Genomic DNA, 26,220 nt, shown 5'->3' with positions numbered 1-26,220 from the left:
TTTAGAGCTTTATTTTGTTCCTAAGTAGATGTATCCTTGAATTGGTTCTAAACCACTACCTACAACCTCTACAATATAGTAGTAAGTTCCGGAAGGTAACTGATTAGAGCTAGTTACAGATTTATTTGAGAAGCCATCCCAGTTATTTCTATAGTCTTTTTGGCTATACACTTCTGCACCCCATCTATTAAAGATCTTAACGCTGTAAGTGAAACCACAATCTAAATCTTGTCCAATATTAAATGTATCATTCTTCTGATCACCGTTTGGAGTTACCACTTTTGAAATACTATCTCTCACATCAGATTGACCACAAGGTAATACTATACAATCATCATTAATAAAGACAGTTACCGCAGTTGTGCTGCTACAAGCTCCACTTATAGTATAATTGAATGTGTAGGTGCCTACAGTTAATTTCGATGGATCTATACTATTACCAGAAAGTGCGTCTGTAGCTGCAGGATCAGACCAAATTCCAGAGGTTTCATAATCTCCAACTAATAATTCGAAAAGATCAAACTCCACATCCTCTATACACAGATCAACAGTGAGTGTGTCTATGACCTGAGCACTTACCCCGTTAAGAACTACAACAGTTGTTTCAGAAACCATTTCTGTTGCGTTTCTAGCAGTTACATTATAGGTACCAGGTTCAAGATTAATAAATACACCGCTATCTTGATAATCTACTCCGTTAATGCTGTAGGTTAATCCAATTTCCGTCTGAACTGTAATAGCTCCAGTTGGAACAGCGCATGAAGGTTTCTCTATGGATATTACCACTGGTGCTTCTGGAGAAACAGGATCTGCACCAACCACAATTATAGTTACAGTAGCAGTATCAGTTCCGCCATTTCCATCTGAAATTGTGTATTCAAAAGAATCTACACCGTTAAAGTCTGGGTTAGGAGTATAAGTGAAAGTTCCGTCTTCATTAAGAACTACAGTTCCGTTGCTTGGATTTGTGTTGCTAATTACCGTAGGAACATCTCCATCAGGATCTGAATCATTATCTAGAACTGAAATAGTCACTGCTGTATCTTCGTTTGTTGAAGCTGCATCATCCACCGCTACCGGAGCATCGTTTACACCAATTACAGTTATAGTAACTGTAGCAGTATCTGTTCCGCCGTTTCCATCTGAAATTGTGTATTCAAAAGAATCTACTCCGTTGAAATTGTTATTAGGAGTATAAGTGAAAGTTCCATCTTCATTAAGAACTACAGTTCCGTTGCTTGGATTTGTGTTGCTAATTACCGTAAGAACATCTCCATCAGGATCTGAATCATTATTAAGAACTGCAATTGTTACTGCAGTATCTTCGTTTGTTGAAACTGCATCATCAACTGCTACCGGAGCATCATTTACACCAACCACAGTTATAGTTACAGTAGCAGTATCTGTTCCGCCGTTTCCATCTGAAATTGTGTATTCAAAAGAATCTACACCGTTAAAGTCTGGGTTAGGAGTATAAGTGAAAGTTCCGTCTTCATTAAGAACTACAGTTCCGTTTGAAGGATTGGTGTTGCTAATTACCGTAAGAACGTCTCCATCAGGATCTGAATCGTTATTAAGAACAGAAATCGTTACCGCGGTATCTTCATCTGTTGAAACTGCATCATCCACCGCTACCGGAGCATCATTTACACCAACCACAGTAATAGTAACTGTAGCAGTATCTGTTCCTCCGTTTCCATCTGAAATTGTGTATTCAAAAGAATCTACACCGTTAAAGTCTGGGTTAGGAGTATAAGTGAAAGTTCCATCTTCATTAAGAACTACAGTTCCGTTACTTGGATTGGTGTTACTAATTACAGTAAGAACGTCTCCATCAGGATCTGAATCATTATTAAGAACTGAAATTGTTACCGCTGTATCTTCGTTTGTTGAAACTGCATCATCCACCGCTACCGGAGCATCGTTTACACCAATTACAGTAATAGTAACTGTAGCAGTATCTGTTCCACCATTTCCATCTGAAATTGTGTATTCAAAAGAATCTACACCGTTAAAGTCTGGGTTAGGAGTATAAGTGAAAGTTCCGTCTTCATTAAGAACTACAGTTCCGTTTGAAGGATTGGTGTTGCTAATTACCGTAAGAATGTCTCCATCAGGATCTGAATCATTATCTAGAACTGAAATCGTTACCGCAGTATCTTCATCTGTAGAAACTGCATCATCCACCGCTACCGGAGCATCATTTACACCAACCACAGTAATAGTTACAGTAGCAGAATCTGTTCCGCCGTTTCCATCTGAAATTGTGTATTCAAAAGAATCTACTCCGTTGAAATTGTTATTAGGAGTATAAGTGAAAGTTCCGTCTTCATTAAGAACTACAGTTCCGTTTGAAGGATTTGTGTTGCTAATTACCGTAAGAACATCTCCATCAGGATCTGAATCATTATTAAGAACTGAAATTGTTACCGCAGTATCTTCGTTTGTTGAAGCTGCATCATCCACCGCTACCGGAGCATCATTTACACCAACCACAGTTATAGTTACAGTAGCAGTATCTGTTCCGCCGTTTCCATCTGAAATTGTGTATTCAAAAGAATCTACACCGTTAAAGTCTGGGTTAGGAGTATAAGTGAAAGTTCCATCTTCATTAAGAACTACAGTTCCGTTACTTGGATTGGTGTTACTAATTACAGTAAGAACGTCTCCATCAGGATCTGAATCATTATTAAGAACTGAAATTGTTACCGCTGTATCTTCGTTTGTTGAAACTGCATCATCAACTGCTACCGGAGCATCATTTACACCAACCACAGTAATAGTTACAGTAGCAGTATCTGTTCCTCCGTTTCCATCTGAAATTGTGTATTCAAAAGAATCTACACCGTTAAAGTCTGGGTTAGGAGTATAAGTGAAAGTTCCGTCTTCATTAAGAACTACAGTTCCGTTTGAAGGATTGGTGTTGCTAATTACCGTAAGAACGTCTCCATCAGGATCTGAATCGTTATTAAGAACTGAAATTGTTACCGCAGTATCTTCATCTGTTGAAACTGCATCGTCAACAGCAATTGGAGCATCATTTACACCAACCACAGTAATAGTTACAGTAGCAGTATCTGTTCCTCCGTTTCCATCTGAAATTGTGTATTCAAAAGAATCTACACCGTTAAAGTCTGGGTTAGGAGTATAAGTGAAAGTTCCGTCTTCATTAAGAACTACAGTTCCGTTTGAAGGATTGGTGTTGCTAATTACCGTAAGAACGTCTCCATCAGGATCTGAATCATTATCAAGAACTGAAATAGTTACCGCAGTATCTTCATCTGTAGAAACTGCATCATCAACAGCAATTGGAGCACCCTTCACGGTTACAGTGAAGCTACATTCTACTTTGTTTCCAGATGCATCAGTAGCAACATGTATTACAACAGTAATACCTACAGGGAATTGTTCTCCCGAAGCTAAACCTGTAGTTCTTTCAATAGTAACATTACAATTATCTGTAGCAGTAATTTCTTGATAATTTACTATTGCATAATTTTGACCGATTGCGTTAGTTACTATAATATCACTTGGACAAGCAATTGTAGGATCTTGATTGTCTGTTACAATCACATCAAAAGAAACAGTTGAAGTATTACCTGCAGCATCAGTTGCAGTATAAGTTACTGTGCTAGTTCCAACCGGGAATTCACTTCCAGAAGCAAGGCTTCCTTCATTTAAGGTTACTATCGTACCCTCACAGTTGTCTGTTGCTATTGGAGCTTCAAAAGAAACTACCGCACCACATTCTCTAAGATCGGTTTCAACTTCAATAGTGGCCACAGACTTAAATGTTGGATCTTCTGTATCTGTTACCGTCACATCAAAGCTACAAGAAGCTGCATTTCCATTTGCATCTTCAGCAGTGAAAGTTACTGTAGTAATTCCTACAGGGAATAATTCTCCCGCAGTAGGACCAGCCGTTTGAGTCACTTTAACATTAGCTCCAGAATTATCTGTTGCCATAGGAGCTTCAAAAGAAACTAAAGCGCCACAAATTCCAGCAGCTACATTCACATCTATATTCTCAGGACATACAATAACTGGAGGATCTTGATCTGTAATTGTAATTGTAAAGCTACATTCTGCAGTATTTCCAGAAGCATCTGTAGCAGTAAAGGTTACTATAGAGATTCCGATAGGGAACTGGCTTCCAGAAGGAAGTCCGGCAGTTTGTTCTACGGTTACCTCACAGTTGTCTGTAGCTGTAGCATCTTCAAATTCTACGATTGCAAAATTCTCACCAGAAGCAGTAGTTTGCGAAATGTTGGAAGGACAAGCAATTGTAGGATCTTGATTGTCTGTTACGATCACATCAAAAGAAACAGTTGAAGTATTACCTGCAGCATCTGTTGCAGTATAAGTTACTATGCTAGTTCCAACAGGGAATTCACTTCCAGAAGCAAGTCTTCCTTCATTTAAGGTTACTATAGTACCCTCACAGTTGTCTGTTGCTATTGGAGCTTCAAAAGAAACTACCGCACCACATTTTCTAGGATCAGTGTCAACTTCAATAGTAGCCACAGGTCCAAAAGTTGGATCTTCAGTATCTGGAATTGCTTCTATTTCTACTTCGGAAGGAGATGAGATACAATCTCCACCTACCAATCTAGCAGTTATGTTATAAATTCCTGTCTTAAGGTTGCTAAATAATCCACTTGATTGATAATCTACACCATTAATGCTAAATTCAACTCCAGCTATCTCATTAATTAAAATTGAACCGTTATTTAGATTACAGGTTGTGTTTGATACGGAAATTATATCCGGATCTTTTGGTGTAATATTAATGGTAAGATTCAGCGTTGCAACATTGGTACAACCTGCGTCATTTTTACTTTCGTAAGTATACGCTCCAGATTCAGTATAAGTTTTTCCGTTCCAAGAATAGCTATCACAAGAAGTGACATCTTCTGAAGTAGTCGTGCTTTTAGTGATAGTAAGATTCAGCGTTGCAACATTGGTACAACCAGCATCATTTTTACTCTCGAAAGTATACGATCCAGATTCAGTATAAGTTTTACCGTTCCAAGCGTAGCTATCACAAGAAGTCACATCTTCTGAAGTAGTAGTGCTTTTAGTAATGGTAAGATTCAGCGTTGCAACATTGGTACACCCTGCGTCATTTTTACTTTCGTAAGTATACGCTCCAGATTCAGTATAAGTTTTACCATTCCAGGTGTAGCTATCACAAGAAGTTAAATCTTCTGTAGTGGTAGTAGTTTTAGTAATTGTAAGATTCAGCGTTGCAACATTCGTACACCCTGCGTCATTTTTACTCTCGAACGTATACGCTCCAGATTCAGTATAAGTTTTTCCGTTCCAAGAATAGCTATCACAAGAAGTGACATCTTCTGAAGTAGTCGTGCTTTTAGTGATAGTAAGATTCAGCGTTGCAACATTGGTACACCCTGCGTCATTCTTATTTTCGTAAGTATAAGATCCAGATTCAGTATAAGTTTTTCCGTTCCAAGAATAGCTATCACAAGAAGTGACATCTTCTGAAGTAATCGTGCTTTTAGTGATAGTAAGATTCAGCGTTGCAACATTGGTACAACCAGCATCATTTTTACTCTCAAAAGTATACGATCCAGATTCAGTATAAGTTTTACCGTTCCAAGCGTAGCTATCACAAGAAGTCACATCTTCTGAAGTAGTAGTGCTTTTAGTAATGGTAAGATTCAGCGTTGCAACATTGGTACAACCTGCGTCATTTTTACTTTCGTAAGTATACGCTCCAGATTCAGTATAAGTTTTTCCGTTCCAAGAATAGCTATCACAAGAAGTGACATCTTCTGAAGTAGTCGTGCTTTTAGTGATAGTAAGATTCAGCGTTGCAACATTGGTACAACCAGCATCATTTTTACTCTCGAAAGTATACGATCCAGATTCAGTATAAGTTTTACCGTTCCAAGCGTAGCTATCACAAGAAGTCACATCTTCTGAAGTAGTAGTGCTTTTAGTAATGGTAAGATTCAGCGTTGCAACATTGGTACAACCTGCGTCATTTTTACTTTCGTAAGTATACGCTCCAGATTCAGTATAAGTTTTTCCGTTCCAGGTGTAGCTATCACAAGAAGTTAGATCTTCTGAAGTAGTAGTAGTTTTAGTAATTGTAAGATTCAGCGTTGCAACATTCGTACACCCTGCATCATTCTTACTCTCAAAAGTATAAGATCCAGATTCAGTATAAGTTCTTCCATTCCAAGAATAGCTATCACAAGAAGTGACATCTTCTGAAGTAGTCGTGCTTTTAGTAATGGTAAGATTCAGTGTTGCAACATTGGTACAACCAGCATCATTTTTACTCTCAAAAGTATACGATCCAGATTCAGTATAAGTTTTACCATTCCAAGCGTAGCTGTCACAAGAAGTGACATCTTCTGTAGTGGTAGTACTTTTAGTAATGGTAAGATTCAGTGTTGCAACATTCGTACACCCTGCATCATTCTTACTCTCAAAAGTATAAGATCCAGATTCAGTATAAGTTCTTCCATTCCAAGAATAGCTATCACAAGAAGTTACATCTTCTGAAGTAGTCGTGCTTTTAGTGATAGTAAGATTCAGCGTTGCAACATTGGTACATCCTGCATCATTTTTACTCTCGTAAGTATACGATCCAGATTCAGTATAAGTTTTTCCGTTCCAGGTGTAGCTATCACAAGAAGTTACATCTTCTGAAGTAGTAGTGCTTTTAGTAATTGTAAGATTCAGCGTTGCAACATTGGTACACCCTGCGTCATTTTTGCTCTCGAAAGTATACGATCCAGATTCAGTATAAGTTTTTCCGTTCCAAGAATAGCTATCACAAGAAGTGACATCTTCTGTAGTGGTAGTAGTTTTAGTAATTGTAAGATTCAGCGTTGCAACATTGGTACACCCTGCGTCATTTTTACTCTCGTAAGTATACGATCCAGATTCAGTATAAGTTTTTCCGTTCCAGGTGTAGCTATCACAAGAAGTTACATCTTCTGTAGTAGTAGTGCTTTTAGTAATAGTTAGATTCAGCGTTGCAACATTTGTACAACCTGCATCATTTTTACTCTCGAAAGTATACGCTCCAGATTCAGTATAAGTTTTACCATTCCAAGAATAGCTATCACAAGAAGTTACATCTTCTGTAGTGGTAGTGCTTTTAGTAATGGTAAGATTCAGTGTTGCAACATTTGTACAACCAGCATCATTTTTACTCTCAAAAGTATACGCTCCAGATTCAGTATAAGTTTTACCGTTCCAAGAATAGCTATCACAAGAAGTTACATCTTCTGTAGTGGTCGTGCTTTTAGTAATTGTAAGATTCAGCGTTGCAACATTGGTACACCCTGCGTCATTTTTGCTCTCGAACGTATACGATCCAGATTCAGTATAAGTTTTACCGTTCCAAGAATAGCTATCACAAGAAGTTACATCTTCTGTAGTGGTAGTGCTTTTAGTAATGGTAAGATTCAGTGTTGCAACATTGGTACACCCTGCGTCATTTTTACTCTCGAAAGTATACGATCCAGATTCAGTATAAGTTTTACCATTCCAAGAATAGCTATCACAAGAAGTTACATCTTCTGTAGTGGTAGTACTTTTAGTAATAGTAAGATTCAGTGTTGCAACATTGGTACACCCTGCGTCATTCTTGCTTTCGTAAGTATACGCTCCAGATTCAGTATAAGTTTTTCCGTTCCAAGAATAGCTATCACAAGAAGTCACATCTTCTGAAGTAGTCGTGCTTTTAGTGATAGTAAGATTCAGTGTTGCAACATTGGTACACCCTGCGTCATTTTTACTCTCGAACGTATACGATCCAGATTCAGTATAAGTTTTACCATTCCAAGAATAGCTATCACAAGAAGTTACATCTTCTGTAGTGGTAGTACTTTTAGTAATAGTAAGATTCAGTGTTGCAACATTGGTACACCCTGCGTCATTTTTACTCTCGAACGTATACGATCCAGATTCAGTATAAGTTTTTCCGTTCCAAGCATAGCTATCACAAGAAGTTACATCTTCTGAAGTAGTAGTACTTTTAGTAATAGTAAGGTTCAGTGTTGCAACATTGGTACAACCTGCATCATTTTTACTCTCGAAAGTATACGCTCCAGATTCAGTATAAGTTTTACCATTCCAAGCGTAGCTATCACAAGAAGTTACATCTTCTGTAGTGGTAGTGCTTTTAGTAATGGTAAGATTCAGTGTTGCAACATTTGTACAACCAGCATCATTCTTGCTTTCGTAAGTATACGCTCCAGATTCAGTATAAGTTTTTCCGTTCCAAGAATAGCTATCACAAGAAGTGACATTTTCTGTTGTAGTAGTGCTTTTCTTAATGCTAACATTAAAATTATATTGAGCAGCTTCACAAGATCCATTTGCAGGAGCAAATATATAAACTGTTTTAGTTTCGATGATTTTGGTACCTGCCTCAATTAAATTTACACCGTTTGGTTGTGCAAAATATTTACCATTTGTTAATTCCGGTAAAGTATATGAATCACAAGTCTCAACATTTGAAGGTTTATCAACAATTGGCTTTGCGTTGATTTTTACTTTAATTGCAACCTTATTTTTGCTAATACAGCTAGCAGAAGGTCCTTCTGCAACGTAATACGTAAAATCGCCGGCAATATCTGTACTTGGAACTATACTTGTTTGAGGCGAAGCCGCTTCGTCATTACTAGTATAATAAAAAAGTTGGTAACCTGCTTTACTTGGATCAGCACTTAATGGCTGCGCCTCAACATTCACACAATATTCTACATTCGTAGTTGTAGGGATTGATGAGATATTTTCAATAACAATATCGAATGCTATGTAGCAATCTTGAGAACCAGGAACTATGGCATAATAGTTATTCGTACCGGAAGTATTCGGGAATGGATTGTTAATAGTATATTCTGTTGTATTGTCTTCTACCGGATAGCTATTATAGAATCTTGTTCCAGTTGGAAAAGCAGAATTAACTTCTGTAATAGAAATTGGATTTTCTCTATTACAGTAATTAAAGACTCTTTTATCTGGAGTGTTCTGACAGTTGTTCGCTATGAAATAAGTAGCATTAATCTTAGTTTTTAAAGGTGCTGTAATTGGTTGACCTTCACACGTAGTATTATCTGTATAACCTTGAATAAGATCTTTATCATTCACAGGAATATCTGTGATCTCTCCAATTCCGCTTAAAGAACCTTTAAACGTGATGTTATTTCCATCACCGCAAATAGAATTCTTTAAGATGGTACAATCTTCTGTTATCTTAAACTTCACTGTTAATTCTCCTAGAACCGAGTTGGTATTAGAGGCAACTGGTAAAGTTCCTATATTCCATATTATAGATCCGGTAGCTCCTAAGCTAGGATCGTAAGTAATAGAATTTGGAGTAGTAGGAGTGAAGTTAAAAGTTCCAACTGCACTATTATTTACATAAGACACGTTGTAAGGTACAGGAATAACCAGTTTAGAATTTTTAATTGGCTCATTACCTTTATTCTTTACTTGTACTTTATAAGTAATAACATCTCCAGGAAAAGCTTCTGTATTTGCAGAAGGAGAATTGTTAGAGTTTATACTCGATAAAGCACTAATACCTTCAATATTTGGCTGATATGCATCAACAGACAAGACCATATTGTAAATCACATAGGTATCTTGAGTAGTACCATATCTAAACTTAGTTGAAGTTTGATTATTTGTTATTACCGACTTATCTGAGTTAGGAATATTTAAAATGTTGATATCCAAACCTGTGTTGTTCACTAAGTTTGGATTGCGATTTCCAAAAGTTGAAATTGATGAGTTAAAGAAGTTATTAGAGGTGGTGTTGCTATGATTTAAGCGCAACCAAGAACCATCTAGTTTTTTAATTTCAAAATAATCCCCAGATATACCTCTGTCACCTTCCCCAGCCATAAGTCCCAATTTCATGTTGATAGGACCAGACTGAGCTGTATTGAAACCGGAAACAGGAATCTCATAATTTTGAGTTACCTGACCTCTTACATATGCGTAACCGTCAAAAACAGTAATGTCTCTAAGATTCATTTGTGCATTCTCATAGATCACAACCATTCCCCATCCACCATAATATCCGGTAGAGCCACCATTTCCTTCAGATAGTTCCATGTCTGCTACCCAATACTCTCCAGATCCATTACTTTTTACAAGATCTGTAACCTCTGCGTACCCAACATACATATTATCATCTCCAGGAAACTTTATGTCTGATGCTGCTGCATTAAATACTTTGTAAGATGTATCATTAGGACCTTTTAACTTTATTTTTCTCTTATTGCTAGTAGTACTAATATCGTTAGTACGCGCGGTCCAGTATAGTCCGGCATAAATTACTTCAGAACATTCTTTAGAAGCATTATTTTCATTGGAAAATAGCAATTCTGCAGAAGAAGAGTTATTGGTACTTGAAATACCATCCTTATCCACTTTTTGCATAGAATTGTTACTGTTATTCTTACTGTCGCTGTAAGCAGATAACGTCATGTTGGTATTTCCAATAATGGCGAAATCTCCATTTACATTATAAACTTTTTTCTCTGGAGATGCTACAGAAGTTCTTTGTGTAAAATCTGTTCTAACCTGTGCACTGATATTGAAAATACCTCCGATAATAAAGAGTAGCAAGGCTACATATACTTTCAACATCGATCTTTCAGCTTTTAGATAGTAATTTTGTTTCATAATACGCCGTATTAGAGTAAACGTTTAATGCTATTTATTGAGGAATAGAGGTGGAGTAAAGCAATACAACTCCAGAAGGAAGTTCCATAGCAATTTTTTCTATCTCGGTATTTGAACAATTAAATGGACAAATGATATAGATATATTTTAAAGAGCTAAATCCTGATATTTTAGAAAAATCTATAGTTGATGGTAATGAAGCAGCATCATCAAATTTTATAACTAAAATCTCCACTTTTTCAAAGAGGGAGTTCGCTTTTAAAAGTTTTGAAAAGGATTTAAAATCAACCTCAGCTTTAATTGGAGACTTTTCATCATAAGCGTTGATCTCATTACTTTCAATAAATACTGTTGGAACCAAATCGTAAGCTAATACCTGAAGCGGCACTGCTGCTTGTGCACTGCTCTTTGTTTTCATTGTACTAACACTAGTCTTTTTATTAGAATTTTGTGCCAGGTACTCCGTTATTTCGTAAGCCTTTATATTTTGAGCAGAAAGAGCAAAAAAACTTGGAAGTAAAAAGAGTAGGGAGAGAGTAGTTTTCCAGATCATAATATTTTCTTTAGGAATGATTTGTTGAAATAATATCAACTAGCTATTTAATTATTTATCTCCTTAATGACTAAAATTATATTCATTAAAGATGTTAGTTCAATAAATTAGTATTCTCGAAATAGAATTGAAGCTGAAGATATTTTTAGGGGAGATCTTAACAAATCGATTTGGGGTCAATTGCGTTTTCGCCTTAATTCTAAAGTAAATTTATTCTAAAAATTTAGTTAAAAAAGGAATATGAAATTTATTAGATGTAATGTTAAATTTCATCTATGAAATACATGTTTTTTTGAGAAATAAGGGAGGGATTTCCCCTATTTTAATTTATTAGTCAGGTAGTTACAATATTTTAATTACTACTTCAAATAGGGGAAAATAAGTAAATTTAATATGTAGGAGTTATTATTTTTGTACAAAAATGGCCGCCAAATTAGGCAGCCATGAATAAACAACAAAGTAGGGATTATCGTTGTTCATACATTAAAATTCTGTGAGCACTTTCTTCTAAGAGAGGATACTTTATTAAGTCTATTTCATAAATCCAACCATCTTCTACTGTGGAAAATAAATGATATTCTTCATCAACAGACATTCCTAAATCTTGGCGTGCATGATTTATCCAAGTCTGGTAGGTTGGCTCATCCATCTGTTTGCTATTAGCACTTACAATCATAAAATCTCCTTCTATAGAGATATTAAAGCGCGCCTCTTCGTTATTTCTAACTTTACCCAGATCTTCCCAATTCCCTTCATCCATTTTGGAGATAGTGATACTGCTCAAATTTCTAGGATCAAAATCAACAGCATATACAGTATGATCTCTAGCGTAATTATCTGTATCCAACATGGAAGGTACAGAACAACTAGAAAATGAGATTAAAATCAATGCTAGACATAAATAGGATAAAATTGAGCGATTTGAGGAATCTTCAAGTTTTAAAAATGTCATTAGAAATCTACTTTAAAATTAGTTAGCTAAATTTTAATAGTAGGTTAAGAATTTCGTAATCAGAATCCGGGGGGAATCATTTGATTTTTACGAAAGTAAACTAAAAGAGTCTTTTAATTGCAGATTATTTTAACTTTTAGATAAAAGGTTGAAATAATAGTTAAAATACTTCTTTAGAACTACATATTTATGAAGTTAAAATCTTAAAGTGTTGATTTTTAAAATATTACGGTTAACAGTGTAATTTGGTTTTAAGAAAATATTAGGACCTCTAAACTTTGTATTTTTTTACTCCTCTTATTTTCTAAACTTGTAAATTGCATTAAACTTTTTTTATGGGTAAGAACTTAGCAGATTACAGAAGAAATTATACTAAAGGTAAGCTCTTAGAGTTTGAAATTTCAAGTAATCCTTATCAATTGTTTACCAACTGGTTCGAAGAAATGGAAGCTCAAAAAGATCAGCATGAAGTAAATGCTATGACTGTTTCTACAATTGGTGATGATGGATTTCCTAAAAGTAGGGTGGTGCTTTTAAAGGAATATAGTGAAGATGGCTTTATTTTCTATACCAATTACACTTCAGAAAAGGGATTGGCTATTGCTAAAAATCCCCAGGTTTGTATATCTTTTTTCTGGCCTACATTAGAGCGACAAGTAATAATTAAAGGCTTAGCGGAAAGATCTTCTGAAGAGAAAGCAGAAGAATATTTTAGATCTCGTCCAAAAGGGAGCCAGCTTGGAGCATGGGCTTCTAATCAAAGTTCTAAAATAGAATCTAGAGAAGTTTTGGAAAGAAAACTAGAGGAGTTAGAAGCAAAATTCAACGGGAAAGAAATTCCCAAACCACAATTCTGGGGTGGCTATTTAGTTAGACCTGTAAGTATTGAATTTTGGCAAGGAAGAGAAAGCAGGCTTCACGATAGAATTCTATTCGAAAAAGACGAAAATTCTTGGTCCTATAAACGTTTAGCACCCTAATTATGAAAAGACTGATCTTGGTTAGACATGGTAAATCATCCTGGGAACAGCGTTTGCCAGATCATGAAAGACCCCTTAAAGAAAGAGCTTATAAAGATGCAGAAGTTGTCTTTAGAACTTATAACATGTCGCAAAATAAGCCGGATGTAATTTGGTCTAGTGATGCTGTAAGAGCATTAGAAACTGCAAAGATCTTTAAGAATAAATTGCAAATTGAAGATTCAGATTTTTTTGTGAAAAGTAGATTATATACTTTTAGCAAACCAGATCTTAAGATTCAAATAGAATCTTGTGATGATTCTGTGAATGTGCTCATGGTATTTGGCCATAATCCAGCAATTACAGAATTAGTAAATAGTCTCGGAGATATATATTTTGAGAATATACCAACCACAGGACTTGTTATATTAGATTTTGAAGTAAATACCTGGAAAGGCCTTAAAAAAGGAAAAATAATTTTACACTTGTTCCCCAAAAACGTACGATAAGTTACATGAATCATAATCAATATATTAATAGAGAATTAAGTTGGCTTCAGTTTAATGCAAGAGTACTTCAGGAAGCAGAAGATGAGTCTGTTCCACTTATTGAAAGGCTTAGATTTTTAGGAATATTTTCAAATAATTTAGATGAATTTTTTAAGGTGCGTTATGCTACTATTAAAAGAATTGATCTGGCAGGGAAAAGTGCAAAAAGCGTTCTTGGAGGTATAAAAGCTGGTAAATTATTAGAGGAGATCACACAAATAGTGATAGAACAGCAATCTGAGAGTTTAAGAGTTTTAGATAAAATTCAGGACAATCTTCGCGATCATGATATTTTTATTATCAATGAAAAACAAGTTTCAGAATCTCAAGAGATCTTTATAAAGAATTATTTTCTAACCAAAGTGAGTCCCGCATTGGTAACTATAATTCTTAATGATCTAGTTAGAGTACCTAGTTTAAAAGATAGTGCAGCCTATTTAGCAGTAAAGATGGTGATGAAGGAAGAAGTTCCTCAACAAGGTATCTCAAAATTATTAAATAGACATATTCGAGATAAGAAGTATGTACTTATAGAAATTCCAAGAAGTATTAATCGCTTCGTGGTGCTTCCGGAAGAAGATGGCAAGCAATATATTATCCTTTTAGATGATCTTATAAGATTTAATCTTAAGACTATTTTCAACATTTTTGAATATGAGAGTGTCTCTGCACATATGATAAAGATCACACGAGATGCAGAATTAGATATTGATAGTGATCTTAGTAAGAGTTTTATCGAAAAGATTTCTATGAGTGTTAAAGACAGGATAAAAGGAGATCCTGTAAGATTTGTCTATGATATGAATATAGACGAAGATACACTTGGTTACCTAATGAGCAAAATGGGAATAGATTCTACAGATAGTATTATTCCTGGGGGTAGGTATCATAACAGAAGAGATTATATGGATTTTCCTAGTCTCGGAAATGATAAATTATTGTACAAGCCTATAGACCCACTTCCAATTCCAGGATTAGTGCTTCAGGGGAGCTTGTTAGGTTTTATTGCTAAAAAGGATTATTTACTTTATACGCCATATCAAACATTTCAATATGTAGTAAAGTTTCTTAGAGAAGCAGCGCTAGATCCTAAGGTAAGAACCATTAAGATCACCATATATAGATTGGCAAAGATCTCTCACATTGCAAGCTCCCTTATAAATGCGGTGAAAAATGGAAAAAAAGTAACTGTCCAAATAGAATTAAGGGCGAGGTTTGATGAAGTTGCCAATATTAGGTATGCAGAACAGATGCAGCAAGAGGGAGTAGAACTTATTTTTGGTGTAACCGGACTAAAAGTTCATTGTAAAACCTGTGTTATAGAAAGAGAAGAGAATGGAAAACTTATTAAATACGGCTTTTTAAGCACCGGGAATTTTAATGAATCTACTTCTAAGATCTATACAGATTATACTCTTTTTACAGGAAATCAAGAGCTTTTAAAAGAAATCAATAAGGTATTCGACTTTTTTGAAATTAACTATAAAGTGAGTAGGTACAAACATTTATTAGTATCTCCACATTATACCAGAACTGCAATTATTAAGCTTATTACTACAGAGATCGAAAATGCGCAAGCCGGTAAACCTAGCGGAATTAAATTAAAGCTGAATAGTTTGTCTGACTTTACATTGATAGATAAGCTTTATGATGCCAGTAGAGCGGGAGTCAAGATAAAATTGATTGTACGTGGAATCTGTTCGTTAATTCCCGGTGTTCCCGGAATGAGCGAAAATATTGAAGCTATAAGTATCATAGATAAGTTTCTGGAGCATCCGAGAGTTTATATTTTTGAAAATGCTGGAAATAATAAGATATATATATCTTCTGCAGATTGGATGACAAGAAATATGGATCTTAGAGTAGAAGTATCATGTCCTATCTACGATGAAGATATAAAGAATGAAATCTTAGATACCTTTAATATAAGCTGGGAAGACAATGTAAAGGCAAGAATTTATTGCTTAGATCAGGATAACGCGTATAGAAGAAATGATCAACCTAAGATAAGATCTCAATTTGCTTTGTATGAATATTATCAGAAGAAATTAGAAAACTACCAACAGTGATCCAACAAAGAAAATATGCCGCTATAGATATAGGTTCTAATGCCGTAAGGTTATTAATATCTACTATAACAGAGCAACCAGATAAAGAACCTATTTTTAAGAAGACTTCTTTGGTAAGAGTTCCAATTAGACTAGGGTCTGATGTTTTTATGAATAAAATAATTTCTGAAGAGAATACAAGTAGAATGGTAGATACTATGCAGGCTTTTCAGTTATTAATGAAATCTCACAAAATTGATAAATATCAGGCTTGTGCTACTTCTGCCATGCGGGAGGCAAACAATGGGCAAGAGGTTGCAGATCTTATTTTGCGAGAAACAGGTGTTAAGATTGATATTATAGACGGTAATCATGAAGCTTCCATAATTGCTGCAACAGATCTACATGCATTGATACACAGTGATAAGACCTATCTCTATGTAGATGTGGGAGGAGGAAGTACAGAGTTTACGCTATATTCTGAAGGGCATACTATAGCATCTAGATCTTTTAAATTAGGAACGGTAAGATTGCTAAAAAATATAGTAGAACCAGATTTGTGGGAAGAAGTAGAATCATGGATCAAGAAAGTAACGCATCCTTATCACAAAATAGATCTAATAGGATCTGGAGGAAATATCAATAACATCTTTAAAAGTTCCGGAAAGGCCGTTGGAAAACCTCTAAGCTTTTTGTACCTAAGTTCTTACTATCAGCTCTTAAATTCTTTTACTTATGAAGAGCGTATCACAGAATTGAATTTAAATGCAGATAGAGCAGATGTTATTATACCCGCTACAAAAATTTATCTTTCTGCTATGAAATGGACCAAGGCAAGAAGAATTTATGTTCCAAAAATTGGATTGGCAGATGGTATCATAAAATCTTTATATCAGGAGAAATTAGATAGTTAAATTTATCCGTGGATGCTCTCCTTAGTGCCGAGATCTTTTATGATCTCTGCTTCAAAGACTAATAGTTCCTGCCATTTTTGATCTACTTCTTTTCTATCTCCATATTTTCTAGCGAAATTTAAGAATAGCGTATAATGGTTTGCTTCGCTTATCATTAGATGCTTATAAAAATCTCTTAATTCTGCTTCTTGTAGTTCTTCAGATAACAATCTAAAGCGTTCGCAACTTCTTGCTTCTATTAAAGCAGCAATCAATAATCTATGTACTAATTGTGTTACTCTGCTACCACCTTTAGGAAAAAACGCTCTCAGCTTAATTACATATTCATCCTTTCGATCCCACCCCATTACATAACCACGGGCTAAAAGTTTATCATGAACCATTTTAAAATGTCCCATCTCTTCTCTAGCTAAAGAGGTCATTTCTGTAACAAGTTCAGAATACTCCGGAAAAGAAACGATAAGAGAAATAGCCGTAGATGCGGCCTTTTGCTCACAATAAGCATGATCTATTAAGATCTCTTCTATATTCTTTTCTGCAATATGAGCCCATCTAGGGTCTGTAGGTAATTTTAAACCAAGCATAGTTATACGTCTAAATCAAAAGTTGTTCTTAATTTTTCTATCAGCGGATTTTTCTCCTTCAGCTTATTGAATTTCTCAATATTAGAGTAAGCATACTTCTTAACGGCTTGCTCATTAACAGTGATCTCAAGACTTATAAAAGTATTTTGGAGTTTCTTTTTCAAAAAACTCATGAGCTGATGTTGACCTTTTTCAAGATCATTTTTCATAGTTTCATTTGGCAAGGTAACCTCTATTACCTTACCCTTTAATTTTGGCATATCTGTTTCCATGATAGATGCCAATATCTTCGAGCCTTTATGCTTAAGCCTATGTATATACTCATCCCAGCCGGCCTGAAGTTGATTTTCTGTAAACTCTTCATTCTTCTCTTCAACAGTATTGGCATTTACCTCACTCTTTCTAGCAAGGATCTCTTTTTTGGCTCTAATACTTTTTAAGGAAAGTCCGGAAACCTTTTCAGATCTAACTTCTGAAGGAGGACTTGGAAGAGGTATAGATTCATGCGCTACAGTTTCTGCTTTAGCTTCAGAAATTTCTTCTTTCTCTTTATTTGGATTTTCAGAAATTTTCTCTTGCTCCCTTTTTTCTAAAGTGGGTTGCACTTCACTGGTTATAGTTGGTACTGTTTCTGTCGCAGACACAGAAGAATGTTCGTTATCTCGTACAAGAGATTTTTTCTCTGGAGATAATGCAGTAGGAGAAGAAGCTTCAGCAAAATTTGCTGCAGGAATTATGAAGGGCTCAGAGTTTTTTTTTTCTCCATCAAAAGTGATAGAGGCAAGCTGCATTAGGCAAAGTTCAACAAGTAGTCGTTGATTGCGACTGCTTTTATACTTTAGATCACAATCATTTGCCATTTCAATTCCTTTAAGCAGAAATTGCATTGTGGTTTGCTGAGATTGATCAAAATATTTTGCTTTACTAGTTTCTCCAACCTCTAATAGATTGATTGTTTTAGGATCTTTACATACCATGAGATCTCTAAAGTGAGAAGCCAGACCAGATATAAAGTGATGCCCATCAAAACCATGAGATAATATCTCATTAAAATCTGTAAGTAGTTGCGGGATATTATTGTCAAGAATAAGTTGCGTCATGTTTAGATAGGTCTCATAATCTAAAACATTCAAATTCTCTGTAACAGATTGTCTGGTAAGATTGGCTCCGCTAAAACTTACCACTCTGTCATAAATAGAAAGAGCATCACGCATAGCTCCATCTGCTTTTTGAGCGATAATATGTAAAGCATCTTCTTCTGCATTCACTCCTTCCTGTTCAGCAATATAGCCTAGATAATTCTTGGCGTCTGTAACGGTAATTCTTTTAAAATCGAAGATCTGGCATCTTGAAAGGATAGTTGGAATGATCTTGTGCTTTTCTGTAGTTGCTAAAATAAAAATAGCATGCTTAGGTGGTTCTTCTAGAGTCTTTAAAAAAGCATTAAAGGCAGATGCAGAAAGCATGTGCACCTCATCAATAATGTAAACTTTATATTTTCCAACTTGTGGTGGTATTCTAACCTGATCTATCAAATTTCGAATATCATCTACAGAGTTATTGGAAGCAGCATCTAGCTCAAAGATATTAAAGGCAAAATCTTCATCCGGTTTTTGAGTTCCATCATGGTTGATCATTTTAGCCAGAATACGCGCACAGGTAGTCTTACCAACACCTCTTGGACCGGTAAACAACAATGCTTGGGCAAGATGATTATGTTCTATAGCATTAAGCAGCGTATTGGTAATTGCCTGCTGCCCTACAACATCTTTAAATGTTTGAGGACGGTATTTTCGTGCCGATACAACAAAATGCTCCATAGATAATTATTGAAGAACAAATATAGAAATACCATTGCTAATAGGTAAATCTTATCTTCTAATTTTTAAAAGGAATTTTAAAGTTGATGTTAGGAAATTAGATATGGTAAAGTATCTTTGCCCGAAAGCAGATCGCCTTATCGCTGCTTCGCTTAGGTGAAGTAGAGGAAAGTCCGGACACCATAGGGCAGCATAGTGGGTAACGCCCACCGGTCGAAAGATCAGGACAAGTGCAGCAGAAAGTATGTACAGGTAATGCTGTAGTGAAACCAGGTAAACTCTATGCGGTGCAATGCCATGTATACCAGCTTTTAAGGGCGGCTCGCTCGTTGTTGGAGGGTAGGCAGCTAAAGATTTTTGGCAACAAAAATTTCAGATAAATGATAAGGATCTTAGTTTTACTGAGATACAGAATCCGGCTTATAGATCTGCTTTTTTATTTTAATATTCCTGTTGCCCAATCTATGGCATCTTCAAGAGAAATAAATATTTCAAAATTCACTTTTGCGAATGTTTTTTCAAAATGAGCAATATTCAAGGTAGAAACGCGATCACTAACAATTGCTACAGCCATTAAGTTTTTTCGGACTATTTCAAGTTCTCTATAAACATTTGGGTCTACATTATAGACATGATCACGTTTAGAGATATATGCAAACTTGGTATCTTTAAAAGCTTCAGAACAAATTTCAACTAGCTCTTGAATGTGTTGTTTGCTGAAAACAATTTCTTCATGCACTCTAGAAATTACATAATTGCTATAAAATTCTAAGGTGGTAAATTCTAACTCTAAAGTTTTAATGGGTGCACTCATCACGTTAAGATACGTAGAAAAAACTAAATACAGAATTTCCGTATCTACGAGCTTCATTAAAATTTCTTCCACTAGAAATATCGGTATGTTTGGAGTGTTCTATTATTAACATTCCATTTTCATTTAAGACATCATGTTCAAAAACTAATTCTGCAATATTATTAAATTGCTCATCTGTAAAGTCATACGGTGGGTCTGCAAAGATAATGTCTGCTTTAGCACCAGATTTCTCAAGATATTTATAAACATCACTCTTAATTGCCAGAATATTCATTTCTAGCTCATCACTAGTCTTTTTTATAAATTTCACGCACTCAACATGGCCATCTACAGAAACTATTGGAGCCGAGCCTCTAGATGCAAATTCATAAGATATATTTCCAGTTCCGGAAAATAGATCAAGTACACTTAGTCCACTAAAGTGAACTTTGTTATTAAGAATATTAAATAAAGCTTCTTTGGCCATATCTGTAGTAGGGCGAACAGGAAGTTTTTTTGGTGCAGTTAATCTTCTGCCTTTAAAAGTGCCCGAAATTATTCTCATTGCATGGATTTTATGAGTAAGAATGCTTCTTGTTGAAATTTTTCAGCATTGTACTCCTGTGGTTTTAAATGTAGGTCTAGCTTTATGAAGCTTATATTTTTAATATATTGATATGCTATTTTATAAAAAGGAGAATCAATATCTATTTCACCCATTAGCTTTAATTCAAAATCTGAAGGATCTAGTTCTAGTTGTTCTGCGGTAAAAAGTAAATAGTATATAAAATCTTCCTTGGTGTCATAATTAAAACTATTGCTAAGTAGCAATTCATTATCCTTAACTACAACCAGATCAAAATAAGTCTTGTAATTATTTAAATACACCGTAGTTCCGCTAATAGGCCTTTGGCTAAAAATACTTTCTATCAAAACAGAAACAGAGTGTACATATTCAAATTCACCATGCTTATCAAATAAATAGTTGGTGATATTTGTAAACGGAATATATACAGTAATAAGATCTTGCTCTTTTAGATCATCATGTGCCACCACGTCTGTCTTTAAGATCTTAGTATTGTATTTAAGATAATTAGAGGCTTCATCTTCTAAAAAGAACTCTTTAGGTACCATGCTATAAAGGTCATGAGAAAAGAGAACTTTAACCTCCGTAAATTTTCTATCTAGAATATCTTCAGAATTGTAGATCTCTTCAATTTTTTCCAAGATCTTAACAGGGTTATATTCTTTTGGAAATTCTGTCTTTTTGAACCATATCACTTCATTAGTATTGAAATTTAGGATACAAAAAGAAAGTCCATTCAAGCAAACTTGAATGGACAACTTTATTCTATTATTTATTTCTTCCTTATTCTTTATCATCGTATGCTCTTGGCCAGTTTCCTTCTGTCTTGATCTCTTCCATAGAACCAAGGGTGATGAATGGACCGTTAACTCCTTCCACAGAGACTACTTGCTCTTCTTGCATGATAAGATCTTTATCTTGGTCAAACAAAAGAATTTTTTTAGGAACTTTTACTTCAAAAACAGGGATTTTAGAATCATTCTTCACAAGGGTTCCTGCACTCATTTCAAATTTAGCATCAACTCCTTCTACTGGAATGATCATCATTTTCTTATATCTGTCAGAATTTTTGAATAATGAATCTTTTACAGAAGCATATCCTAAGGTATCTATAACGTAGTCATCTTTCAATTTATCTACACCATATGCTTTTCTGTATTCTTCATCAAGATAAGTAGTATCTCTACGTTGAGTTAATACAAACTCTGCAGTGTCAATAAACTTGATCAAACCATCAAAATCTTTTTCAAAAGAACCGGTGATCTCTTGATGCGCTAATTGCGCAGCACGAATATCTTTTAGTCTGTCAATTACTTTGGAGTAACGCTTTTCTTTAACTTTATTAAATTGGATTGGGTCATACACTGCGTTGAAAACGAGATATCCCAAAAAGATTATTACAATCCAAAGGAGTAATTGAAATAAAAGTTTCATGCTTTAGAATTTTTTAAATTAATTAGAGTTCATCGCAAATCTACAATTTTTTTTTATTCGTAAAAGTTTCTACCCTAAAAATCCATTGTTATCTTTGAGTTTTGCAAAAAAGCCTATGGAAACCCTTACTGCCGATAAATTTTATAAACTCTTACTCAACGAATTAGGTTTTCAGGCCAAGTTAAAACAAGATATTGCATTACAGCAATTATCTAAGTTTGTGGTAGATCCTTCACCAAATGCAATTTTTCTCTTAAAAGGATTTGCAGGTACTGGTAAAACTACCATTATTAGTGCGTTGGTAAAGAATTTATGGAAGTTAAGACGCTCTGGAATTTTACTAGCACCAACAGGAAGAGCGGCAAAAGTGATCTCCCTTTATTCCAATCAAGAAGCTCAAACAATTCATAAAAAGATCTATTTTCCGAAAAAGACGGGAGGATCTGGCGTACAGTTCGTTCTGCAGCCTAATAAACATAAAAATGCCATTTTTATTGTAGATGAAGCTTCTATGATACCAGATGAAAGTCAGGATTCTAAATTGTTTGAAAACAACGGTCTTTTGGCAGACTTAATTCAATATGTATACTCCGGCCATAAATGCCAGTTGATTTTTATAGGAGATACTGCACAGCTACCTCCTGTAAAATTGGATCTAAGCCCGGCGTTGGAAGAACATACGCTTGGAGCCAATTATGATAAAGAAGTAATTCATATAGAGCTAGATGAAGTTGTGAGACAAAGTGAAGAAAGTGATATCTTACTTAATGCTACTCGCATTAGAGAGGCATTGGCAGAAGAGTTCTATGATTCTTTCAAATTTAAATTAACGCAACAGGCAGACCTCGTGAGACTTACCGATGGGCAGGATATCTTAGACGCCATTCAGGATTCTTATGATAATTTAGGGCATGAAGACACCAGTATTATTGTAAGATCAAATAAAAGAGCTAATCAATATAACCAGCAAATAAGATCTCGAATATTATTTCAAGAAGATGAAATTGCCACTGGAGATTATTTAATGGTGGTAAAAAATAATTATTTCTGGATAAAACCATCTTCTGAAGCTGGGTTTATTGCGAATGGAGATATTATAAAAGTGCTTGAAATCTTTGCAATTAAGGAATTATACGGATTTAGGTTTGCAGAAGTAAAAGTGCAAATGGTAGATTATCCTAAAATGAAACCTTTTGAAACAGTGGTGATGCTCGATACATTAGAAAGCAATACACCCTCCCTAACTTATGATGAATCTAATAAGCTCTATCAAGAAGTGATGTTAGATTATCAGGATGAAACCACTAAATACAAGAAGTTTCTAAAGGTTAAAGGCAATAAATTCTTTAATGCATTGCAAATAAAGTTCTCTTATGCAATGACTTGTCATAAATCTCAAGGTGGACAATGGGATACGGTTTTTATTGAACAGCCATATTTGCCTAATGGTGTAGATAAAGATTATCTTCGTTGGCTATATACGGCAGTAACCCGTGCTCAAAAAAAATTATATCTTATTGGTTTTAAAGATGATTTTTTTACCGAAAATTGAAGAATCCAGAAATTAGATCTTAATGATGAAATCACATATTTTACTTAAAACGATTGCAATGATCCCCGCCCGATTTGAAGCAAGTAGGTTTCCTGGGAAACTTATGCAAGATCTAAATGGGAAAACTGTAATTAGAAGAACTTATGAAGCAGCTGTTAACACGAAACTTTTTGATGATGTTTTTGTAGTTACAGATAGCCAAGTTATTCTTAAAGAAGTGGAAAGCTTTGGAGGAAAAGTTATCTTAAGTAAAAAAGAACATGAATGCGGAAGTGATAGAATTGCGGAAGCTGTGGAGCATATGGAGGTAGATATTGTGGTAAATGTGCAGGGAGATGAACCATTGATAGACGAGCCAAGCCTTCATAAACTTTTAGAGGTCTTCCAATCAGACAGGGAAGAAATAATTGATCTAGCGTCATTAAAAACATCAATGTTGGATAGTGAGGAGATCACTAATCCAAATAATGTAAAAGTGATTACTAATAAAGATAATCTAGCTTTGTATTTTTCTAGATTTCCAGTTCCATATCCTAGAGACACTTCTACCGGAATAACTTATTTCAAACATATTGGGGTTTATGCTTTTAGAAAAAGAGCACTTATGGATTTTTATAGATTACCTATGTTACCCTTGGAGGCTACAGAAAAGATTGAATGTATTAGGTATTTGGAATACGGTAAGAATATTAAAATGGTAGAAACAGATTTTAAAGGAATAGGAATAGATACACCTGAAGATCTTGAAAAAGCTAGAAAACTAATAATGTAAAAAAAAGCAGCTTCTAATTAGAAACTGCCGCTTTATATGTGGATAATGCTCTTTCTCGAGCTTCTTTGTGATCTACCATTTTTTCCGGATACTCGTCTGTACCATATTCCGGTATCCATTGCTTTAAATATTTATGATCTTTATCATAATCATCTATTTGAGTTGTAGGATTGAAGATCCTAAAATATGGAGCAGCATCTACACCGCTACCGGCAACCCATTGCCAGTTTCCCACGTTAGAAGACATTTCATAATCTAATAGCTTTTCGGCAAAATAGGCTTCACCCCAGCGCCAGTCTATTAACAAATGTTTGCATAAAAAACTTCCAACTAGCATTCTCACTCTGTTATGCATAAAGCCAGACTCATTTAATTGTCTCATTCCTGCATCTACCATAGGATAGCCAGTTTTGCCATGTTTCCATAGTTCAAACTCATCTTCATTATTTCTCCATTCAATTCTATCATATTTGGCTTTAAAAGCATCTGTTACAGTATTTGGGAAGTGCCATAAGATCTGCATAAAAAACTCTCTCCAAATTAACTCTTGCCAAAAAATTTCATTCTTTTCCGCTATCGCCTTTTTAAGCATTTTTCGAACACTTACAGTTCCAAATCTAAGATGCGGACCTAAACGAGAAGTAGCGTCTTTTGCAGGATAATTTCGTGTAGCTTCGTAGTTCTGTATGAGAGTAGGAGTGACATCATATTCAGGAACTTCAATGTTTGAATTCTTAAATCCTATATCTTTTAAACTCAGATTTGGTAACCTAGAATTTTTGATGAAATTATCTAAATACTGACTTGTATAATGAATAGTAAGATCTGTATTTTTAAAGGTCTCTTTCCATAATTTCATATATGGAGTATATACTACGTAGGGGTCTCCATCACTTTTTACAACTTCATCTTTTTCAAAAAATACCTGGTCTTTGTAGGTTTCAAAATCAATCTCATGCTTCTTCAAAAGATCTCGGATTTCTTTATCCCTCTCTTTAGCGTAAGGCTCATAATCTCTATTTGTAACTACTTTTGCTACATCATATTTTTCGAGAAGATCTTCAAAGATGTCTATAGGTTTACCATGATACATAGCAAGAGAGCTATCAACCTCTTGTAGTTCTTTCCTCATGTCCTGTAGTGTATTGAAAATGAAAGTTACCCTAGCATCATCTTCGGGTAATTTTTCTAATATTTCACTATCAAAGATAAAAATTGGTAAAACTCGAAGGTCTCCTTTTAAACTTTCTAAAAGGCCAACATTGTCATCTAATCTAAGATCTCTTCTAAACCAAAATATGGAAACTTTTTCTTGCATTAATTAACGTTTAACGTAGACATTCCACCGTCCATTCCTATTGTTTGACCAGTCATCCAACTGCTTTTTTCGGATAGGAGAAAGGTAACCATATTTGCGATATCTACAGCCTCTCCAACTCTTTTTAAAGGATGGCGTTCATTCATTTTCTTGATCTTATCTTCGTTAGAAAGAAGCTTAGCTGCTAATTCTGTATTTGTAAGGGAAGGTGCAATTACGTTCACTCTAAAGCTAGGTGTATACTCTGCAGCCAACGCTTTGGCAAAACCTTCAATAGCTCCCTTAGCAGCAGCAACACTGGTATGAAAAGGCATTCCTACCTTAACTGCTACGGTACTAAAGAAGACCAAAATAGCCTGGTCAGAATTTTTTAGTTTAGGCAAGAGTCCTTGTACTACCTTAACTAATGATATAAAATTTAATTGTAGCTCTTCTACAAAAGCTTCCGGTTTAAGCATTTTAAAAGGTTTTAGATTGATGCTTCCAGGGCAATATACCAATCCATCTATAGTTTCGGGAAGTTCAAGATCTTCTATGTTGTCTTTAGTAACATCAAATTTTAGATGAGATACGTTAAGATCTGAAAGATTATCCGAGCTTCTAGAAGCTATAATAACGTTGTGATCTGGAGCTAAGATTTTTGCCGTTTCCAGTCCAATTCCTTTAGATCCTCCAATTAATAATATATTTTTCTTCATGATAAAATG

The 26,220-nt window shown here is 35.0% G+C and carries 17 protein-coding genes and 1 other RNA gene; 7 read left to right on the top strand and 11 right to left on the bottom strand.

Annotated elements, in window-relative coordinates; translation table 11 throughout:
• Window positions 1-9: 9 nt before the first annotated feature.
• The 3 genes from P163_RS15280 to P163_RS15270 form a co-directional block, all read right to left on the bottom strand.
• Complete coding sequence (locus P163_RS15280) at window positions 10-10,680, bottom strand: Ig-like domain-containing protein (protein WP_034893207.1); 10,671 nt, start codon at window positions 10,678-10,680, stop codon at window positions 10-12.
• Window positions 10,681-10,714: 34 nt separating this feature from the next.
• Window positions 10,715-11,233 carry a hypothetical protein gene (locus P163_RS15275; RefSeq protein WP_156100722.1) on the bottom strand — a complete coding sequence of 173 codons (519 nt, stop codon included), beginning with the start codon at window positions 11,231-11,233 and terminating at the stop codon, window positions 10,715-10,717.
• Window positions 11,234-11,699: 466 nt separating this feature from the next.
• Window positions 11,700-12,185, bottom strand: a complete 486-nt coding sequence (locus P163_RS15270) for a hypothetical protein (protein ID WP_034893199.1) — start codon at window positions 12,183-12,185, stop codon at window positions 11,700-11,702.
• 335 nt (window positions 12,186-12,520) lie between these two features.
• Here P163_RS15270 and pdxH point away from each other — a divergent pair, with 335 nt between their 5' ends.
• From pdxH to P163_RS15250, 4 genes are read left to right on the top strand one after another with little or no spacing between them, the layout of a single operon-like run.
• Window positions 12,521-13,165 (top strand): pyridoxamine 5'-phosphate oxidase, encoded by a 645-nt coding sequence (gene pdxH, locus P163_RS15265; RefSeq protein WP_034893196.1) that lies wholly within the window; start codon window positions 12,521-12,523, stop codon window positions 13,163-13,165.
• Between the two features lie 2 nt (window positions 13,166-13,167).
• Window positions 13,168-13,653, top strand: coding sequence for a SixA phosphatase family protein (locus P163_RS15260; protein WP_034893193.1), 486 nt, complete (start codon window positions 13,168-13,170; stop codon window positions 13,651-13,653).
• Between the two features lie 5 nt (window positions 13,654-13,658).
• The gene (gene ppk1, locus P163_RS15255) at window positions 13,659-15,761 is read left to right on the top strand and encodes a polyphosphate kinase 1 (RefSeq protein ID WP_034893190.1); all 2,103 of its coding nucleotides are present in this window, start codon (window positions 13,659-13,661) and stop codon (window positions 15,759-15,761) included.
• Window positions 15,758-16,654 carry an exopolyphosphatase gene (locus P163_RS15250; RefSeq protein WP_034893187.1) on the top strand — a complete coding sequence of 299 codons (897 nt, stop codon included), beginning with the start codon at window positions 15,758-15,760 and terminating at the stop codon, window positions 16,652-16,654. Before ppk1 ends, P163_RS15250 begins: the two co-directional genes overlap by 4 nt.
• A gap of 2 nt (window positions 16,655-16,656) precedes the next feature.
• Here P163_RS15250 and P163_RS15245 read toward each other — a convergent pair whose 3' ends face one another.
• Together P163_RS15245 and P163_RS15240 are read right to left on the bottom strand one after the other, a co-directional pair.
• Complete coding sequence (locus P163_RS15245; protein WP_034893184.1) at window positions 16,657-17,238, bottom strand: tRNA-(ms[2]io[6]A)-hydroxylase; 582 nt, start codon at window positions 17,236-17,238, stop codon at window positions 16,657-16,659.
• Between the two features lie 2 nt (window positions 17,239-17,240).
• Window positions 17,241-19,058 (bottom strand): DNA polymerase III subunit gamma/tau, encoded by a 1,818-nt coding sequence (locus tag P163_RS15240; RefSeq protein WP_034893181.1) that lies wholly within the window; start codon window positions 19,056-19,058, stop codon window positions 17,241-17,243.
• A gap of 124 nt (window positions 19,059-19,182) precedes the next feature.
• Here P163_RS15240 and rnpB point away from each other — a divergent pair.
• An RNA gene (gene rnpB, locus P163_RS18000) (RNase P RNA component class A) lies at window positions 19,183-19,497 on the top strand.
• Here rnpB and P163_RS15235 read toward each other — a convergent pair.
• Genes P163_RS15235 through P163_RS15220 form a run of 4 tightly spaced genes read right to left on the bottom strand, consistent with a single transcriptional unit; the run spans window position 19,495 to window position 21,871 of the window.
• On the bottom strand, window positions 19,495-19,872 hold the full coding sequence (locus tag P163_RS15235) for a hypothetical protein (protein WP_034893178.1): 378 nt from the start codon (window positions 19,870-19,872) through the stop codon (window positions 19,495-19,497). The two genes, rnpB and P163_RS15235, sit on opposite strands and share 3 nt — an antisense overlap.
• 4 nt (window positions 19,873-19,876) lie before the next feature.
• Window positions 19,877-20,416, bottom strand: a complete 540-nt coding sequence (locus P163_RS15230; RefSeq protein WP_034893175.1) for an RsmD family RNA methyltransferase — start codon at window positions 20,414-20,416, stop codon at window positions 19,877-19,879.
• Window positions 20,413-21,234, bottom strand: coding sequence for a DUF3822 family protein (locus P163_RS15225; protein WP_034893172.1), 822 nt, complete (start codon window positions 21,232-21,234; stop codon window positions 20,413-20,415). The genes P163_RS15230 and P163_RS15225 overlap by 4 nt, the downstream gene beginning before the upstream one ends.
• A complete protein-coding gene (locus tag P163_RS15220; RefSeq protein ID WP_034893168.1) occupies window positions 21,221-21,871 on the bottom strand; it encodes a hypothetical protein in 651 nt (216 codons plus the stop codon). The genes P163_RS15225 and P163_RS15220 overlap by 14 nt, the downstream gene beginning before the upstream one ends.
• Before the next feature lie 115 nt (window positions 21,872-21,986).
• Here P163_RS15220 and P163_RS15215 point away from each other — a divergent pair, with 115 nt between their 5' ends.
• Window positions 21,987-23,423: an ATP-dependent RecD-like DNA helicase gene (locus P163_RS15215; protein WP_034893165.1), complete on the top strand. Its 1,437-nt coding sequence runs from the start codon at window positions 21,987-21,989 to the stop codon at window positions 23,421-23,423.
• A gap of 25 nt (window positions 23,424-23,448) precedes the next feature.
• The gene (gene kdsB, locus P163_RS15210) at window positions 23,449-24,195 is read left to right on the top strand and encodes a 3-deoxy-manno-octulosonate cytidylyltransferase (RefSeq protein ID WP_034894483.1); all 747 of its coding nucleotides are present in this window, start codon (window positions 23,449-23,451) and stop codon (window positions 24,193-24,195) included.
• A 13-nt stretch (window positions 24,196-24,208) separates the two neighbouring features.
• Here the strand turns inward: kdsB and P163_RS15205 are convergent, their stop codons facing one another.
• Complete coding sequence (locus P163_RS15205; protein WP_034893162.1) at window positions 24,209-25,513, bottom strand: cryptochrome/photolyase family protein; 1,305 nt, start codon at window positions 25,511-25,513, stop codon at window positions 24,209-24,211.
• Window positions 25,513-26,211, bottom strand: coding sequence for an SDR family NAD(P)-dependent oxidoreductase (locus P163_RS15200; protein WP_034893159.1), 699 nt, complete (start codon window positions 26,209-26,211; stop codon window positions 25,513-25,515). The genes P163_RS15205 and P163_RS15200 overlap by 1 nt, the downstream gene beginning before the upstream one ends.
• Window positions 26,212-26,220: the final 9 nt, after the last annotated feature.

The sequence above is a fragment of the Gillisia sp. Hel_I_29 genome, from assembly GCF_000744275.1.
In the GTDB taxonomy this organism is placed as follows: Bacteria; Bacteroidota; Bacteroidia; order Flavobacteriales; family Flavobacteriaceae; genus Gillisia.
Note: the sequence above shows the minus strand (reverse complement) of the source record. Positions and strands in the feature narration are given on the sequence as shown.